Source organism: Pseudomonas sp. PB103, assembly GCF_009764635.1.
In the GTDB taxonomy this organism is placed as follows: domain Bacteria; phylum Pseudomonadota; class Gammaproteobacteria; order Pseudomonadales; family Pseudomonadaceae; genus Aquipseudomonas.
This window is the reverse complement of record NZ_RWIL01000011.1, coordinates 31,416-46,141: the sequence shown is the minus strand read 5'-3', so window position 1 is coordinate 46,141 and position 14,726 is coordinate 31,416. Positions and strand designations below refer to the sequence as shown.

15 protein-coding genes and 1 pseudogene are annotated in these 14,726 nt (G+C 59.8%); 2 read left to right on the top strand and 14 right to left on the bottom strand.

The genetic code is table 11. The features are described 5' to 3' along the window. Positions 1-67: 67 nt before the first annotated feature. The 5 genes from EJA70_RS02285 to EJA70_RS02265 all read right to left on the bottom strand — a co-directional run bounded on the left by EJA70_RS02285 (position 68) and on the right by EJA70_RS02265 (position 2,809). The gene (locus EJA70_RS02285) at positions 68-589 is read right to left on the bottom strand and encodes a hypothetical protein (RefSeq protein WP_158829340.1); all 522 of its coding nucleotides are present in this window, start codon (positions 587-589) and stop codon (positions 68-70) included. Beyond that, positions 589-1,233, bottom strand: coding sequence for a hypothetical protein (locus EJA70_RS02280; RefSeq protein WP_008083144.1), 645 nt, complete (start codon positions 1,231-1,233; stop codon positions 589-591). Before EJA70_RS02280 ends, EJA70_RS02285 begins: the two co-directional genes overlap by 1 nt. Positions 1,234-1,390: 157 nt before the next feature. Next, positions 1,391-1,735 (bottom strand): YegP family protein, encoded by a 345-nt coding sequence (locus EJA70_RS02275; protein ID WP_158829338.1) that lies wholly within the window; start codon positions 1,733-1,735, stop codon positions 1,391-1,393. A gap of 172 nt (positions 1,736-1,907) precedes the next feature. Beyond that, a complete protein-coding gene (locus EJA70_RS02270; protein WP_158829336.1) occupies positions 1,908-2,213 on the bottom strand; it encodes a ribbon-helix-helix domain-containing protein in 306 nt (101 codons plus the stop codon). Between the two features lie 14 nt (positions 2,214-2,227). Then, on the bottom strand, positions 2,228-2,809 hold the full coding sequence (locus EJA70_RS02265) for a DJ-1/PfpI family protein (protein WP_008083139.1): 582 nt from the start codon (positions 2,807-2,809) through the stop codon (positions 2,228-2,230). A gap of 280 nt (positions 2,810-3,089) precedes the next feature. Between EJA70_RS02265 and EJA70_RS02260 the strand changes: the two genes are divergently transcribed. Continuing rightward, entirely contained in the window at positions 3,090-3,980 is an 891-nt protein-coding gene (locus EJA70_RS02260) for a DMT family transporter (protein ID WP_158829334.1), read from the top strand. A 227-nt stretch (positions 3,981-4,207) separates the two neighbouring features. Here the strand turns inward: EJA70_RS02260 and EJA70_RS02255 are convergent, their stop codons facing one another. From EJA70_RS02255 to EJA70_RS02240, 4 genes are all read right to left on the bottom strand, one after another. Continuing rightward, positions 4,208-5,425 carry an SAM-dependent methyltransferase gene (locus EJA70_RS02255; RefSeq protein WP_158829332.1) on the bottom strand — a complete coding sequence of 406 codons (1,218 nt, stop codon included), beginning with the start codon at positions 5,423-5,425 and terminating at the stop codon, positions 4,208-4,210. A gap of 302 nt (positions 5,426-5,727) precedes the next feature. After that, complete coding sequence (locus EJA70_RS02250) at positions 5,728-6,345, bottom strand: TPM domain-containing protein (RefSeq protein WP_158829330.1); 618 nt, start codon at positions 6,343-6,345, stop codon at positions 5,728-5,730. A 33-nt stretch (positions 6,346-6,378) separates the two neighbouring features. Beyond that, a complete protein-coding gene (locus EJA70_RS02245; protein WP_158829328.1) occupies positions 6,379-7,119 on the bottom strand; it encodes a YgcG family protein in 741 nt (246 codons plus the stop codon). A gap of 115 nt (positions 7,120-7,234) precedes the next feature. Then, positions 7,235-7,843: a LemA family protein gene (locus EJA70_RS02240; protein WP_008080121.1), complete on the bottom strand. Its 609-nt coding sequence runs from the start codon at positions 7,841-7,843 to the stop codon at positions 7,235-7,237. A 259-nt stretch (positions 7,844-8,102) separates the two neighbouring features. Here EJA70_RS02240 and bglX point away from each other — a divergent pair, with 259 nt between their 5' ends. Beyond that, positions 8,103-10,394: a beta-glucosidase BglX gene (bglX, locus tag EJA70_RS02235; protein ID WP_158829326.1), complete on the top strand. Its 2,292-nt coding sequence runs from the start codon at positions 8,103-8,105 to the stop codon at positions 10,392-10,394. A 130-nt stretch (positions 10,395-10,524) separates the two neighbouring features. On the opposite strand, the gene EJA70_RS02230 is transcribed toward bglX, so the two are convergent. The 5 genes and pseudogenes from EJA70_RS02230 to EJA70_RS02210 form a co-directional block, all read right to left on the bottom strand. Then, complete coding sequence (locus EJA70_RS02230; RefSeq protein WP_158829324.1) at positions 10,525-11,682, bottom strand: phosphatidylserine/phosphatidylglycerophosphate/cardiolipin synthase family protein; 1,158 nt, start codon at positions 11,680-11,682, stop codon at positions 10,525-10,527. Between the two features lies 1 nt (position 11,683). Next, positions 11,684-12,274: a YceI family protein gene (locus EJA70_RS02225; protein WP_158829322.1), complete on the bottom strand. Its 591-nt coding sequence runs from the start codon at positions 12,272-12,274 to the stop codon at positions 11,684-11,686. 259 nt (positions 12,275-12,533) lie between these two features. Continuing rightward, positions 12,534-12,884, bottom strand: a pseudogene (locus tag EJA70_RS02220) (peptidase dimerization domain-containing protein); the annotation flags it as partial. A 337-nt stretch (positions 12,885-13,221) separates the two neighbouring features. Continuing rightward, positions 13,222-13,518, bottom strand: coding sequence for an amidase (locus EJA70_RS02215; RefSeq protein WP_158829320.1), 297 nt, complete (start codon positions 13,516-13,518; stop codon positions 13,222-13,224). Beyond that, complete coding sequence (locus EJA70_RS02210; RefSeq protein WP_158829318.1) at positions 13,515-14,588, bottom strand: serine hydrolase; 1,074 nt, start codon at positions 14,586-14,588, stop codon at positions 13,515-13,517. Before EJA70_RS02210 ends, EJA70_RS02215 begins: the two co-directional genes overlap by 4 nt. Positions 14,589-14,726: the final 138 nt, after the last annotated feature.

Below are 14,726 nucleotides of genomic sequence, written 5' to 3'. Positions count from 1 at the left end.
CGATCTTTTGCTCTTGAAAACAGAATCAAAAGATCGCAGCCTGCGGCAGCTCCTGCATTATCGGCGCTCAGAGGCTGGCGGCGCGTTGCATGGCTTCACGGTTGAACGGTTGATCCTTGAGCACCTGCGCGATAAACGCATCACTGATCAGACGCACATGCTCCATCTGGCCTCCAGACGGATTGACCAGACCACGCCAGGCGCTGGAATGGTTGTTCACCGCGTACACACCCAACACTTCCTTGCCATGGCTGAGGCTGAATACCACCGTGCTGTCCCAACTGACCGGCACCGGCACAATGAACATCGTCAAGGCGCTCAAAAACATCTGTGGCTGCAGGCCGCCGATGTTGCTGTTGGCGATCACCAGCACGTTGTAACCGTCCTCGCTGCGTCCAGCCTTGACCTCGTCGAAGGTGCCGCGATGGCGCAATTCGTCGCGCAGCATCCAGCTCGGCAGCCCGATGACGTTGACGCTGATCGCCGGCAAGCGTTCGCTGTAATCGACCTCAGGTGTCTTCAGGCTGTGGGTGGTCTGACAGCCGCCCAGCAGCAAGAGTATTCCGAGTAACAGAGCATGGATACGCATTAGAGTTTTCCTGACAGCATGGCTTTATAAACAGAGGCGCTGGGGCCGTTTTCTTCGCGGATGAACGGCGTCGCGGTGTACAGGTTCGGCATGTCCAGACGCTGCAGGCCTGGCACTTGCGGGTACTTGGCGCGCACCAGCGCCGCGTCGCGCTCAAGGTGATCGCTGTGCAAAAACAGGCACGTCATGTCGCGACCGAGCAAACAGCCAGCGCGAAAATCACCGATGTAATAGGCTTTGCCGGCGTCCAGTTGCAGGCCAATGGTGAAGTCTTCACGGCTCCACGACAGCGACTGGCCGCGATCGAAACGCACGTTATAGATTTCGTAGCGTCCGGGTTTCAGCGGCATGACAAACAGCGTGCCGATACCGTGACCGGTCTCGCGCACGTCGCGCTCGGTGCGGGCATAAAACTCGTTGTGCAACCGCGCCGTGGCGAAGTCATCGCTGCCACGTTTGCGGATCATCAGCATCTGGTCATGAGCGCCGAATTTGGCCTTCGGCCAGATACCGACCACGCCCACCAGATAAGCCACGCCGGAATCGGCGGTCGGGCTGAGTTCGTCATCAATCTGGGTCGGGGACAGGCTGTAGCAGCCGCTCAAGCCGAGCAGCACGGTCAGGACAGCAAAAAAACGCATCATCAGCGGAAAAACTCTCGCGGGTAAACAAATCAGACACGCACGAAAGAGTTCTTCAGATCGCCCCTTCCATGGATTGGCGGCGAAGGATACGCAAAATGATGGCACATTGCCAGAATTCGGGCGCCATTGCTTTGGCGCACGAATACCAGGGGGATGTTCAGAGCACTGGCAGGGTCTTGTCTTTGATCACCTTGGTCGGGCCATTGACCTTGACGCTGGCGATGCCTTTATCGCAGGCAGCGTCCGAGGAATAAGCCTCGCTGCTGCCAATGATCTGGTGATTGGCGGCTTTGAGATTGAAGTACGGATGCCCGTCCTTCGTCGACTTCTTCTCGTAGCGTTCATCCAGCGGGCTGTTGCTCTGCACTGACGCAATGCCGCCCTCGGCTGCCGCGCGGGTGGTGTACAGCTCGCTGGTCAGAATCGTTTCGGCATTCGCCGCTTTCAGCACGAACCGGAACTGGCCGTTGCTGCTTTTACTCAATTCATACCATCCGGACATGCTCGTTTCTCCTGGGCGATTGAGGGATTTCGCGCTTCAGAGTAAAGACCAGCCAAGCGAATCTGTCGCCTATACCGGCCCCATCGCGGGCAAGCCCGCTCCCACAGGGTACGAGGCACACACAATACCTGTGGGAGCTGGCTTGCCAGCGATAGGATCAACCCGGTCTGGGCTATTTCACCTGCGCCCGCACCACCGACAACGCCGGCACAGCCACCCGCCGCTGGCTCAGATAGCGCATGCAACTCACGCGCAGGAACGAGGCAAAATTCACCACTTCACCGCGATAATCCATTACCTCCTCATACAGCTTGGCGATCAATTGGTTGGTGCTCATGCCGTCGACCTCGGCAATCTCGCTGAGGATGTCCCAGAACTGATTTTCCAGGCGCAATGTCGTCACTACGCCGCAGATGCGCAGCGAGCGCGAGCGTGACTCGTAGAGAATCGGGTCAGCCTTGACGTAGAGCTCGCACATGGGCGAAACCTCATTTACAGGGTGATTTTCGTGCCGAGCAAGCCAAGGAAACCCGCCAGCCAGTTCGGATGCGCCGGCCATGCCGGGGCTGTCGCCAGATTGCCTTGAACGTGGCCATCCGTCACTGCGATGTCGATGTACGTACCGCCCGCCAGTCGCACTTCCGGGGCGCAGGCCGGATAGGCGCTGCACTCACGTCCTTCGAGCACACCCGCTGCGGCCAGCAGTTGTGCGCCGTGGCAAACGGCGGCGATCGGTTTGCCGGCCTTGTCGAACGCGCGCACCAGGTCGAGGACTGTGTCGTTGAGGCGCAGGTATTCCGGCGCACGGCCGCCGGGGATCAACAGCGCGTCATAGTCGGCCTCGCGGGCCTTGGCGAAGTCAAAGTTGAGGGCGAACAGGTGACCGGGTTTTTCGCTGTAAGTCTGATCGCCTTCAAAGTCATGGATCGCGGTGCGCACGGTGCTGCCAGCCGCTTTGTCCGGGCACACGGCGTGGACGGTATGCCCGACCATTTGCAGGGCCTGGAACGGCACCATCACTTCGTAGTCTTCGACGTAATCGCCAACCAGCATCAGGATTTTTTTCGCGGCCATGGGGAGGACTCCTCTGGGAAATGCTTGGGAGTATTGAAGGTAGACCTATTCGACAGTGACGGGTAACAACGGGCTACTACTGTAGGAGCTGCCGAAGGCTGCGATCTTTTGATCTTGACCTTAAAAACAGGTCAAAAGATCGCAGCCTTCGGCAGCTCCTACGTGGCGGGGATTACCCGCAACTGTACGGATAAGTAAGTGCCTAGCTGTAACAGCCACAAGCCCCCGGTTTATGGCTTGATGAAGGTCACTCTCAACCCCTACGATTCTGGTCCCCATCATGTCCTCGCGCGAAAATACCGGCATGGCCCTAGGCCTGCTCGGCGTGGTGATTTTCAGCCTCACCCTGCCCTTCACCCGCATCGTGGTGCAGGAACTGCATCCGCTGCTCAACGGCCTGGGTCTCGCGTTGTTCGCGGCGATTCCGGCGGCGTTGCTGTTGTTGTGGCGTCGTGAGAAGTGGCCGACCTGGCGGCAAGTCAAAGGCCTGAGCCTGGTGATCGCCGGGGTGATTCTCGGGTTCCCGGTGTTATCGGCGTGGGCGATGCAAACGCTGCCAGCGTCCCACGGCGCATTGGTCAATGGCTTGCAACCGCTGTGCGTGGCGCTGTACGCGGCATGGCTGTCCCACGAGCGGCCTTCAAAAGCCTTCTGGGCCTGCGCGGCATTGGGCAGTGCGTTGGTGCTCGGTTATGCGCTGTATAGCGGCGCGGGCAGCATTCAGGCCGGGGATTTGTTGATGCTCGGGGCGATTGCGGTCGGCGGCCTGGGTTACGCCGAAGGTGGCCGGTTGGCCAAGGAAATGGGCGGCTGGCAGGTGATCTGCTGGGCGCTGGTGCTGTCGACGCCGCTATTGATCGGGCCGGTTTTGTACTTGGCACTGCAGCATCAAGGCGCGGTCTCGACCAAAGCCTGGTGGGCGTTTGGCTACGTCGCCCTGTTCTCGCAGTTTCTCGGGTTCTTTGCCTGGTATGCCGGGCTGGCCATGGGCGGGATCGCTCGAGTCAGTCAGATCCAGTTGCTGCAGATCTTCTTCACCATCGCGTTCTCGGCGCTGTTCTTTGGTGAGCACGTCGAGCCGATTACCTGGGTGTTTGCCTGCGGGGTGATTGCGACCGTGATGCTCGGCCGTAAAACCGCCGTGCAACCGGCCCGCATAGCCAGCGTATGAACGGTTGAACGGTTGAACGGTTGAACGGTTGAACGGTTGATCGGTTGATCGGTTGATCGGTTGATCGGTTGATCGGTTGATCGGTTGATCGGTTGATCGGTTGATCGGTTGATCGGTTGATTATGTAGGAGCTGCCGAAGGCTGCGATCTTTTGATTTTGTTTTTAAGATCAAAAGATCGCAGCCTTCGGCAGCGCCTACAGGATGTGTATTCCAAGGCAATAATCGTCAGGCCAGGTAGCCGTCGGCGCGCAGCAGGGTTTCCAGGCAGTGCTCGCTGATGTGGTAGAACGCCTTCAACTCGGCAATCTTCACCAACAGCTGCGCGGGGTCGACCGGCTCGGCGCGTTTCACCGCGAGGATCATCTTGTTCTTGTTGGTGTGATCGAGCGAGATGAACTCGAATACCTTGGTCTCGTAACCGCACGCTTCCAGGAACAACGCACGCAAACTGTCGGTAACCATTTCTGCCTGCTGGCCCAGGTGCAAACCGTATTGCAGCATCGGCTTGAGCAGCGCCGGGCTCTGGATTTGCAGGCGGATCTGCTTGTGGCAGCACGGCGAGCACATGATGATCGACGCCCCCGAACGAATGCCGGTGTGGATCGCGTAGTCGGTAGCGATGTCGCAGGCATGCAGGGCGATCATCACGTCCAGTTCGCTGGGCGCGACACTGCGCACATCACCGCACTTGAACACCAGTCCCGGATGATCGAGTTTCGCCGCCGCAGCGTTGCACAGGTTGACCATGTCTTCACGCAGCTCGACGCCGGTGACTTCGCCTTCGGCCTTCAAGGTGTTGCGCAGGTAGTCGTGAATCGCAAAGGTCAGGTAACCCTTGCCCGAACCGAAGTCCGCCACGCGCACCGGTTTGTCCAGCGCCAGCGGCGACGAAGTCAGCGCGTGGCTGAACACTTCGATGAACTTGTTGATCTGCTTCCACTTGCGCGACATCGCCGGAATCAGCTCTTGCTGCGCGTTGGTCACGCCGAGGTCTTTGAGAAACGGTCGGCTCAGTTCGAGAAACCGGTTTTTTTCACGGTTGTGCTCGGCGGACGGCGCTTCGCGCAATTGCTGCGGTTGGCTCTTGAACAGCGAACTCTTGCCCTTTTTGCTGTATTCGAGCTGAGCTTCGTCAGTCACAGTGAGCAAATGCGCATTTTTGAACGCAGTCGGTAGCAGCGCGGCAATGGTTGCCACGGCTTCGCTCAGCGGCAGGTTTTTGGTGATGTCGCGGGTTTTGTAGCGATAGACAAAAGACAGGTTCGGCTGCGCCTTGACCGTCACCGCTTTGATGATGACCCGTTGCAAATCCGCTTCTTCACCGACGTATTTGGCCAGCACCAGTTTGATGAAACCGTTCTGGTCGAGGCTGGTCTGCAGCAGCTCGATGAACTGGGCGTGGTGATCGGGTGCAGGCTTGGTGGACGGCGCGGTAACGGACATGGAAAAGCGGCCTCGGACGGGCAAAATCGGGAATGGCGGGTATTTTAGGGGGGATGTCGGTCGGGGACACTCTCTTATTTACCGAACGGTTCTCAAGAGCCCCCTCACCCTAGCCCTCTCCCGGAGGGAGAGGGGACTGATTGGGGGATATTGAAGAGGTTCACCGACTTGAAAGAGTGTCTTTGAATCCATAATCGACTCGGTTCTACAGGTCGATGTCGAGCACCAGACACCTCGGTCGGCCCCCTCTCCCTACGGGCGGTCCGACGTTTCGGGAGGGCTGGGGTGAGGGGCTTTGGCTTTTAGGCCAACACCACCAACCGATTCGGCAATTCATTGCGCACTTGCGTCACCGGCACATGCACTTTGAGCAATTCTCCGCAGGCTTCGATACACGTCACAAACCCTTCCAGCGTGCGCCCCTGCCGCACCTGCTCGGTAAACGCCGCGACAATCGCATCCCAACGCTTGTTGTCCAGCCGACTGGAAATCCCCTCATCCACCAGAATCTCCACATACCGCTCCGCCTCGCAGACAAAAATCAGCATGCCGGTGCTGCCCACCGTGTGATGCAGGTTCTGCTCGAGAAACTGCCTGCGCGCCAAGTTCGACGCACGCCAATGGCGTACGCGACGCGGCACCAGATGCGTGGTGATTTTCGGCAGACGAAACAGCAGGCACAGCACGATAAACGCGCCCCACTGCACCAGCAGCAGACTGTGCAGGGTCAGCCAGCCGGTCAGGTAATGCACGACACCTGGCACCACCAGCGCCAGCAAACTCGCCCACAGCAGCGGGATGTACGCGTAATCGTCGGCGCGCGCCGCGAGTACTGTCACCAGTTCGGCGTCGGTGTCGCGCTCGACCCGGGCAATGGCCTCGGCGACTTTGCGTTGTTGATGTTCGGTCAGTAGTGCCATGTCGAAAAGTGCCTGCTCATTATTGTTTTAATGTCACCAGCCGCCGGACGATCCACCGCCGCCGAAACTGCCCCCGCCACCGCTGAAGCCGCCGCCGCCAAAACCGCCACCACCAAAGCCGCCGCCTCCGCCACCACCGCCACGGCCGGCGGGAAGGATACCGAGCATCTGGAAGACAAACACCGCCAGGATGAACAGCATCAACAGAAAAACGAACAATCCGGGATGGCGCGAGATGAAATCATCGGAAGGATCACCGCTCGACTCATACACCGTCGACGGCTCGTCCAGCGGATTGCCGCCGAGCACCACCAACATCGCCGCGACGCCGTCGCTGATGCCTTTGCTGAAGTTGCCGGTCTTGAACGCAGGCGTGATCACTTGATGGATGATCACCGACGTTTGCGCATCGGTGAGTCGATCTTCCAGGCCATAACCGACTTCAATGCGCAGTTTGCGCTCGTCACGGGCGACGATCAGCAGCGCGCCGTTGTTCTTGTCTTTCTGGCCGATGGCCCAGTGCCGACCGAGCTGAACACCGAAATCCTCGATGGTGGTGCCCTGCAGATTGGGCAGCGTGACCACCACCAATTGCTCGCCGGTCGCCTGTTCGTGGGCCTGCAACTGCTGATTCAATTGCGCACGCACCGACGGCTCGATCATCTGCGCGTCGTCCACCACCCGCCCGCTCAGCGCCGGGAACGTCAACTCGGCCCGGGCGCTGAGGGCAAATACCCACAACACCAACACCAGCCCCATCTTCAACACACGCATCTATTACCCCCACCAATCCCCTGTAGGAGCTGCCGAAGGCTGCGATCTTTTGATCTTGATTCTAAAAACCAACGTCAAAAGATCGCAGCCTGCGGCAGCTCCTACACAGGCTTTCTCAGAATTTCACTTCCGGGGCCTTTTCCGCACCGGGTGTGGTGGCTTCAAAGGTTTCGCGGATCGGCAGGTCGCTGTACATCACGCTGTGCCAGAGGCGACCGGGGAAGGTGCGGATTTCGGTGTTGTATTTCTGCACCGCCAGAATGAAATCGCGGCGCGCCACGGCGATGCGGTTTTCCGTGCCCTCAAGTTGCGATTGCAGGGCGAGGAAGTTCTGGTTGGCTTTCAAATCCGGATAACGCTCGGAAACCACCATCAAGCGACTCAAGGCGCCAGTCAGTTGATCCTGTGCCTGCTGGAACTGCTTGAGCTTCTCGGGATTGTCGAGGGTGCTGGCGTCCACCTGAATCGAAGTGGCCTTGGCCCGCGCCTCGATCACCGCCGTCAGGGTTGCTTCCTCATGCTTGGCGTAGCCCTTCACCGTTTCCACCAGGTTGGGGATCAGGTCGGCGCGGCGCTGGTACTGGTTCTGCACCTGGCCCCACGCCGCTTTGGCCTGCTCGTCGAGGGTCGGGATGTTGTTGATGCCGCACGCCGTCAGCAATGTGGCCATGACCAGTAACGTGGCGACCTGCAAGCGCGAGCGGTAGGTTGGGCTGACATTCATCAGAGTGATGCTCCCTGGCACATTGGATTAAAAATCCGGTGGAAAAACATTCGCGACCGGCTCTTGGGGCATAATCGGCCGCGCCACTGGATTGGTACGGGTTAATGGGCTAAAAAGTGCCCTGTGCGATCACGCTGCCGAGGCTCGGCGGTCGTTTTTGCTCGGTGTTTTCGAGCTTGCACCCGAACAACAATAGTCGCTCCCTAAATTTTGGCTGGCCGGTGTTGCATCGCCGCTTGGGCCCTTGAGAAAAATATTCATGAAGAAGCTGTGTTTGCTGGGTCTGTTCGTCAGCCTGGCCAGTCATCAAGTATTGGCCGCCACGACCCCGGTACCCCTGGAAAACAAGGACGCATTCATCAGCAACCTGATGAATCAAATGACCCTCGATGAGAAGATCGGCCAGTTACGCCTGATCAGCATCGGCCCGGAGATGCCCCGCGAACTGATCCGCAAAGAGATCGCCGCCGGTAACATCGGCGGCACGTTCAACTCGATCACCCGCCCGGAAAACCGCCCGATGCAGGACGCCGCCATGCGCAGCCGTCTGAAGATCCCGATGTTTTTCGCCTATGACGTGATCCACGGTCACCGCACAATTTTCCCGATTCCGCTGGCCCTCGCGTCGAGCTGGGACATGGACGCCATCGGCCAGTCCGGCCGTGTCGCGGCTAAAGAAGCCGCCGCCGACAGCCTCGACATCACCTTCGCGCCAATGGTCGATATCTCCCGCGACCCGCGCTGGGGCCGCAGCTCCGAAGGTTTCGGTGAAGACACCTACCTGACCTCGCGCATCGCCGGCGTGATGGTGCGCGCCTATCAGGGCGCTACCCCGAGCGCGGCCGACAGCATCATGGCCAGCGTCAAACACTTCGCCCTGTATGGCGCGGTTGAAGGCGGTCGTGACTACAACACCGTCGACATGAGCCCGGTGAAGATGTACCAGGATTACCTGCCGCCGTACCGCGCCGCGATTGATGCCGGCGCCGGTGGCGTGATGGTTGCGCTGAACTCGATCAACGGCATTCCGGCCACGGCCAACACCTGGCTGATGAACGATCTGCTGCGCCGCGACTGGGGTTTCAAAGGCCTGGCGGTCAGCGACCACGGCGCGATCTTCGAACTGATCAAGCACGGTGTCGCCCGCGACGGTCGTGAAGCGGCGAAGCTGGCGATCAAGGCCGGCATCGACATGAGCATGAACGACACCCTCTATGGCAAAGAACTGCCGGGGCTGCTCAAGGCCGGCGAGATCGAACAGAAAGACATCGACAACGCCGTGCGCGAAGTCCTCGCCGCCAAGTACGACATGGGCCTGTTCAAGGACCCGTACCTGCGCATCGGCAAAGCTGAAGATGATCCGGCCGACACCTATGCCGAAAGCCGCCTGCACCGTGCCGAGGCCCGCGAAGTCGCGCGCCGCAGTCTGGTGCTGCTGAAGAATCAGAACGAAACCCTGCCACTGAAGAAAGACGCGAAAGTCGCACTGGTCGGCCCGTTGGCCAAAGCGCCGATCGACATGATGGGCAGTTGGGCCGCAGCAGGTAAACCGACGCAATCGGTGACCCTGTTCGACGGCATGAGCTCGGTGATCGGCAACAAGGCGAACCTGATCTACGCCCGTGGCGCCAATATCACCAGCGACAAGAAGGTGCTGGATTACCTGAACTTCCTCAACTTCGATGCCCCGGAAGTGGTCGATGATCCGCGCCCGGCCAACGTGTTGATCGACGAAGCGGTCAAAGCGGCGAAGGATGCTGACGTGATTGTCGCCGCGGTGGGCGAATCGCGTGGCATGTCCCACGAATCCTCCAGCCGTACTGACCTGAACATCCCGGAAAACCAGCGTGAGCTGATCCGTGCGTTGAAAGCCACCGGCAAACCGCTGGTGCTGGTGCTGATGAACGGCCGTCCGCTGACCATCCTCGAAGAGAACCAGTCGGCTGACGCGATTCTGGAAACCTGGTTCAGCGGCACCGAGGGCGGCAACGCCATCGCCGACGTGCTGTTCGGCGACTACAACCCGTCGGGCAAACTGCCGGTGACCTTCCCGCGTTCCGTGGGCCAGATCCCGACCTACTACAACCACCTGAGCATTGGCCGGCCGTTCACGCCGGGCAAACCGGGCAACTACACCTCGCAGTATTTCGATGACACCACCGGGCCGCTGTTCCCGTTCGGTTATGGCCTGAGCTACACCCATTTCGCCCTGAGCGACATGGCGCTGTCGTCGACCACGCTGAACGCCACCGGCAAACTCGACGCCAGCGTCATGCTGAAAAACACCGGCAAGCGTGACGGCGAAACCGTGGTGCAGTTGTACATCCAGGACGTCACCGGCTCGATGATCCGCCCGGTGAAAGAACTGAAGAACTTCCAGAAAATCATGCTCAAGGCCGGCGAACAGAAAGTCGTGCACTTCACCATCAGCGAGGATGACCTGAAGTTCTACAACGCCCAGCTCAAATACGCGGCGGAGCCTGGCAAGTTCAACGTACAGATCGGCCTGGATTCGCAGGACGTGACACAGCAGAGCTTTGAACTGCTGTAACAGCAGCAACACTGCAAAACCTGTGGGAGCTGGCTTGCCAGCGATGGCGGCCTAACAGTCAATTGATATGTTGAATGTGACGGCCTCATCGCTGGCAAGCCAGCTCCCACAAAGTTTTTTGGTGTGACCGCTACCCGCGGCGATCAAGGATGTTGACGACCACCCGATCCACCCACCCCCACACCCGCTGCTTGACCCGCCGCCACAACGGCCGACGCTGCCACTCTTCCAGACTCACCCGCTGACTCAGCCCGAAGTCCTTCACAAAACTCGCCTGCACCGCTGCCGTCAACGTCGGATCCAGCGCCTCCAGATTCGCCTCCAGATTGAAGCGCAGGTTCCAGTGATCGAAGTTGCACGAGCCGATGCTCACCCAATCGTCCACCAGCACCATTTTCAAATGCAGGAAGCACGGCTGATATTCGAAGATCTGCACCCCGGCCTTGAGCAGTCGCGGGTAGTAGCGATGTCCGGCATAACGCACCGACGGGTGATCGGTGCGCGGCCCGGTCAACAGCAAACGTACATCGACACCGCGCGCGGCAGCCTTGCGCAGGGAGCGGCGGATTTTCCAGGTTGGCAGGAAATACGGCGTGGCCATCCAGATGCGTTTTTGCCCACTGTTCAATGCACGGAACAATGATTGCAGAATGTCGCGATGCTGGCGGGCATCGGCATACGCCACGCGGCCCATGCCCTCGCCCTTGTCCGGTACGCGCGGTAATCGCGGCAGACCGAAATGCGCGGCCGGGCGCCAGGCGCGGCGATAGCGGTTGGCGATCCACTGACGATCAAACAGCAATTGCCAGTCGATCACCAATGGCCCGCTGATCTCGACCATCACTTCGTGCCATTCGCTGGTGTCATGCCCCGGCGTCCAGAATTCGTCGGTGACGCCAGTGCCGCCCACCACCGCCAGACGCTGATCAACCAGCAGCAATTTGCGGTGATCGCGATAGAAGTTGCCGACCCAGCGCCGCCAGTTCAGCCGATTGTAGAAACGCAGTTCCACCCCGGCATGGGTCAGGCGCTGGCGCAGATTGAGGGTGAACGCGAGGCTGCCGTAATCATCGAAAAGGCAACGCACGCGCACCCCACGTTCGGCCGCCAGCACCAGCGCTTGCACGATGGTTTCGGCACAGGCACCGGCCTCGACCAGGTACAGCTCAAGCTCGATCTGCTTCTGCGCGCCAGCGATCTGCTCAAGCATGCGCGGAAAGAATTGCGGGCCGTCGATCAACAGTTCGAACCGGTTGCCGTCACGCCATGGGAACACCGCGCCGCGCATGTCAGCGCGCCGTGAAGATCAGCACCGCACCCACCGGCACCGACAGACTGATGGCCGACAGGTCGGCGAGTTTGCGCAGGCTTTCCAGCCCCGGCGCCAGATCAAAATCTTCGGCGTTGATCACCAGCGGTTCCAGGGTGACCACCTGAAAGCGCCGATCATCGAGCCGCGTCGCCAGCAATTCGGCAGGGTATTCGTGTTGTTTGCCATGCAGGTTGACGGTCAGCGGCAGGCGCAATTCCAGCTGCGCGCCGGGGGCCAGATCGTTGATCGGGCGCAGGTCGATCTGGGTGGTGATGGTCGCTTCGGGAAATTGCTCGATCTGGAACAGCTCCTTGCGCATGCGCTCATCGCGCAGCGGGATGCCACTGTTGATCGAGTCCAGCTCGACTTCGACTTCGGCGCGACCGTCGGGATCGACCTTGCCGTGCAGCACCAGAAAGCGCTGCACTTCGGAAATGTGGGCATTTTTCGTGCTGACGAACGACAGCCGCGACGACTCGCCGTCCAGGTACCAATTGGCCTGCGCTGGCAGCGCGACGGCGGCGAGCAGCAGGCTGGACAGGGTTGCACAGAGGGAGCGGTTGAACATTGAGGACTCGTGGGGCCGATAAACCTGCACGAACCTTAACTGGCTGGGGCGTTATTGCAAACTTTCACAGAGCTTCCGCTGATTTCCCTGGGTAAGGGGGATCCTGTGGCGAGGGGATTATCCCCGCTGGGCTGCGAAGCGGCCCCTGCGGTGTGTCATTGAAACCCTACATTCAGGATTTGCGACTGCTGCACAGCCGAGCGGGGATAAATCCCCTCGCCACAAAAACACCCTGAACCTCCAAAATCCATTCACCGCAAACATCGGCATTCAGCGCACGCAAACTCAGGCGCAGAATCGCCTGCTGCGGAATGACGTTGGCCGCCTCCCCCGCTTGCAGTGCGCCGACGGTAACCACCGCTGCCTGCTGCGCATCAATGTTGCGCGCGACCACGGTTTGCAGCGCCATCACCACACTCGCCGCAGCGACCAGTGGATCGACCGTCAGGTGCGGCATCGAGCCGTGGCCGCCAACGCCTTCGATGACCACGTTGAGCAAGTCCTGCGAAGCCATCATCGGCCCTTCGCGAAAGCCCAGATGCCCGGCGGGCAGGCCCGGCATGTTGTGCATGCCGAACAATGCATCGCAGGGGAAACGTTCAAGCGGGCCAGAATGTGCTGATGTCGGGGCATGACGGTTCTCCTCGCGCGGGTGTTCCCGGTCTTGTTGTTTGCAATGAATTCACGACACGTTGAAAGGCAGGTCGTGCTCACCGCCAGATAACCGCGAGACGCGCGCGAGGACAATCAAATGTGGTTCCACAGAGTGGAACCCGAGATCTTCTGGCTCTGCGAATACCTTGTGAACCAACACAAACCCTGTGGGAGCTGGCTTGCCAGTGATAGCGTCGGCACAGGCGATATTTTTTGACTGACACACCGCCATCGCTGGCAAGCCAGCTCCCACAGGGTTCTCTATTTACAGGGTTATGATGATGCCCCTTGGATCAGGGATTGAGGCGGCAGCCCTGGCGTTCGCTTTGCCACTGGGCGCTGTTGCTGCGGCCCATGCCGCTGACGGTGATGGTTTTGCTGGCGGGGTCATCGCTGAACTGGCTGATCGGCAGCCATTGTTTTACGTAGCCACGGCAATACTCGGCATTGTTGTTCATCACGTAGCGGCACGAGCAATATTCCTTGGCGGTGTAGGCGCTGATGATGTCCGGGAAGGCCCACACATTTTCACGCTCGTAGACCATCCAGCCGAGCAGAAGAACCAGCAGCAACAGCGAAAAGCGCTTCATGGCCGCACCGCCTTCAGCACACGTTTGAGCAACTCGTTATGACGGTAGCTGCCATCGCGATCATCGCCATAACGGACGATCACCAGTTTCTCGCTGGGAATCACATACAGCGCCTGCCCCCAATGGCCGAGGGCAGCGAAAGTATCGGACGGCGCCTCGGGCCACGGTGACGCCGCGCCATCTACCGCTCGATTGAGCCACCACTGTCCGCCGGGCACGGCTTCGTCCTGGTGGGCCTGGTAACCGGCGAACGGTTTCAGGTTGAACCCGAGCCAATCCTTGGGCAGCAACTGCTGGTCATCCCAACGCCCGTCGCGGGCCATCAACAGCCCGACTCGCGCCAGATCCCGTGCGGTGAGATAAGCGTAAGACGAAGCGACAAAAGTGCCCGTCGCATCGGTTTCCCACACGGCGTGGTGGATGCCCAAAGGCTCAAACAGCGCTGTCCACGGATAGTCGGGATAACGCTGCGGGCCGACGATGTTTTTCAATGCGGCGGCGAGCAGATTGCTGTCGCCGCTGGAGTAACGGAAGGCCTGCCCCGGCGCAGCGTAGCTGTCTTGTTCGGCAGTGAACGCGGCCATGTCGCGATGACCACGGGTGTAGAGCATCGCCACTACCGAAGATTTTAGCGGCGCGTATTCGTAGTCTTCCTGCCAATCGATACCTGAAGCCCAATGCAGCAGATCGGCGAGTTTGATGTCCGGGTGTTTTGCCAGCGGCGGGTAAAACTTTACGGCCGGGTCTTCGAGTTTGAACAGGCCTTCGCCGTACGCCACACCGAGCACGGTGGCCATCAGGCTTTTGCTGATCGACCAGGTCAGGTGCGGGGTTTGCGCATTGGTCGCGCCGGCGTAACGTTCGTAGATGATCTGGCCGTCGCGGATGATCAGCAGCGCATCGGTGCGGATGCCTTTGCGGGTGGTGTCGTCGCGGGGTGGGAAGGCGTAACTTTCCAGCGCCCCTGTATCGGTGATGGTCGCGCCGATTGGCCACTGCTCGCCAGGCCATTGTTCGGCGTGAACGGTGCAGCTGATCAACAGTAGAAACAGCGACAGGCCTTTGCACATGGTGAAGTCTCGGCAGACAAGTGTGCTGATCCTAGCCCGGAAAAATGACAATCTGCCCTGTAGGAGCTGCCGCAGGCTGCGATCTTTTGACGTTGTTTTTGAAAGACAAGATCAAAAGATCGCAGCCTGCGGCAGCTC

Coding starts and splice junctions, on each gene's coding strand:
- EJA70_RS02275 (WP_158829338.1), bottom strand. CDS start 1,735: ATGTCCGGATGGTATGAATTGAGTAAAAGCAGCAACGGCCAGTTCCGG.
- EJA70_RS02215 (WP_158829320.1), bottom strand. CDS start 13,518: ATGAAGCGCTTTTCGCTGTTGCTGCTGGTTCTTCTGCTCGGCTGGATG.
- EJA70_RS02225 (WP_158829322.1), bottom strand. CDS start 12,274: ATGTTCAACCGCTCCCTCTGTGCAACCCTGTCCAGCCTGCTGCTCGCC.
- EJA70_RS02245 (WP_158829328.1), bottom strand. CDS start 7,119: ATGCGTGTGTTGAAGATGGGGCTGGTGTTGGTGTTGTGGGTATTTGCC.
- EJA70_RS02255 (WP_158829332.1), bottom strand. CDS start 5,425: ATGTCCGTTACCGCGCCGTCCACCAAGCCTGCACCCGATCACCACGCC.
- EJA70_RS02260 (WP_158829334.1), top strand. CDS start 3,090: ATGTCCTCGCGCGAAAATACCGGCATGGCCCTAGGCCTGCTCGGCGTG.
- EJA70_RS02230 (WP_158829324.1), bottom strand. CDS start 11,682: ATGCGCGGCGCGGTGTTCCCATGGCGTGACGGCAACCGGTTCGAACTG.
- EJA70_RS02270 (WP_158829336.1), bottom strand. CDS start 2,213: ATGTGCGAGCTCTACGTCAAGGCTGACCCGATTCTCTACGAGTCACGC.
- EJA70_RS02250 (WP_158829330.1), bottom strand. CDS start 6,345: ATGGCACTACTGACCGAACATCAACAACGCAAAGTCGCCGAGGCCATT.
- EJA70_RS02285 (WP_158829340.1), bottom strand. CDS start 589: ATGCGTATCCATGCTCTGTTACTCGGAATACTCTTGCTGCTGGGCGGC.
- EJA70_RS02280 (WP_008083144.1), bottom strand. CDS start 1,233: ATGATGCGTTTTTTTGCTGTCCTGACCGTGCTGCTCGGCTTGAGCGGC.
- bglX (WP_158829326.1), top strand. CDS start 8,103: ATGAAGAAGCTGTGTTTGCTGGGTCTGTTCGTCAGCCTGGCCAGTCAT.
- EJA70_RS02210 (WP_158829318.1), bottom strand. CDS start 14,588: ATGTGCAAAGGCCTGTCGCTGTTTCTACTGTTGATCAGCTGCACCGTT.
- EJA70_RS02265 (WP_008083139.1), bottom strand. CDS start 2,809: ATGGCCGCGAAAAAAATCCTGATGCTGGTTGGCGATTACGTCGAAGAC.
- EJA70_RS02240 (WP_008080121.1), bottom strand. CDS start 7,843: ATGAATGTCAGCCCAACCTACCGCTCGCGCTTGCAGGTCGCCACGTTA.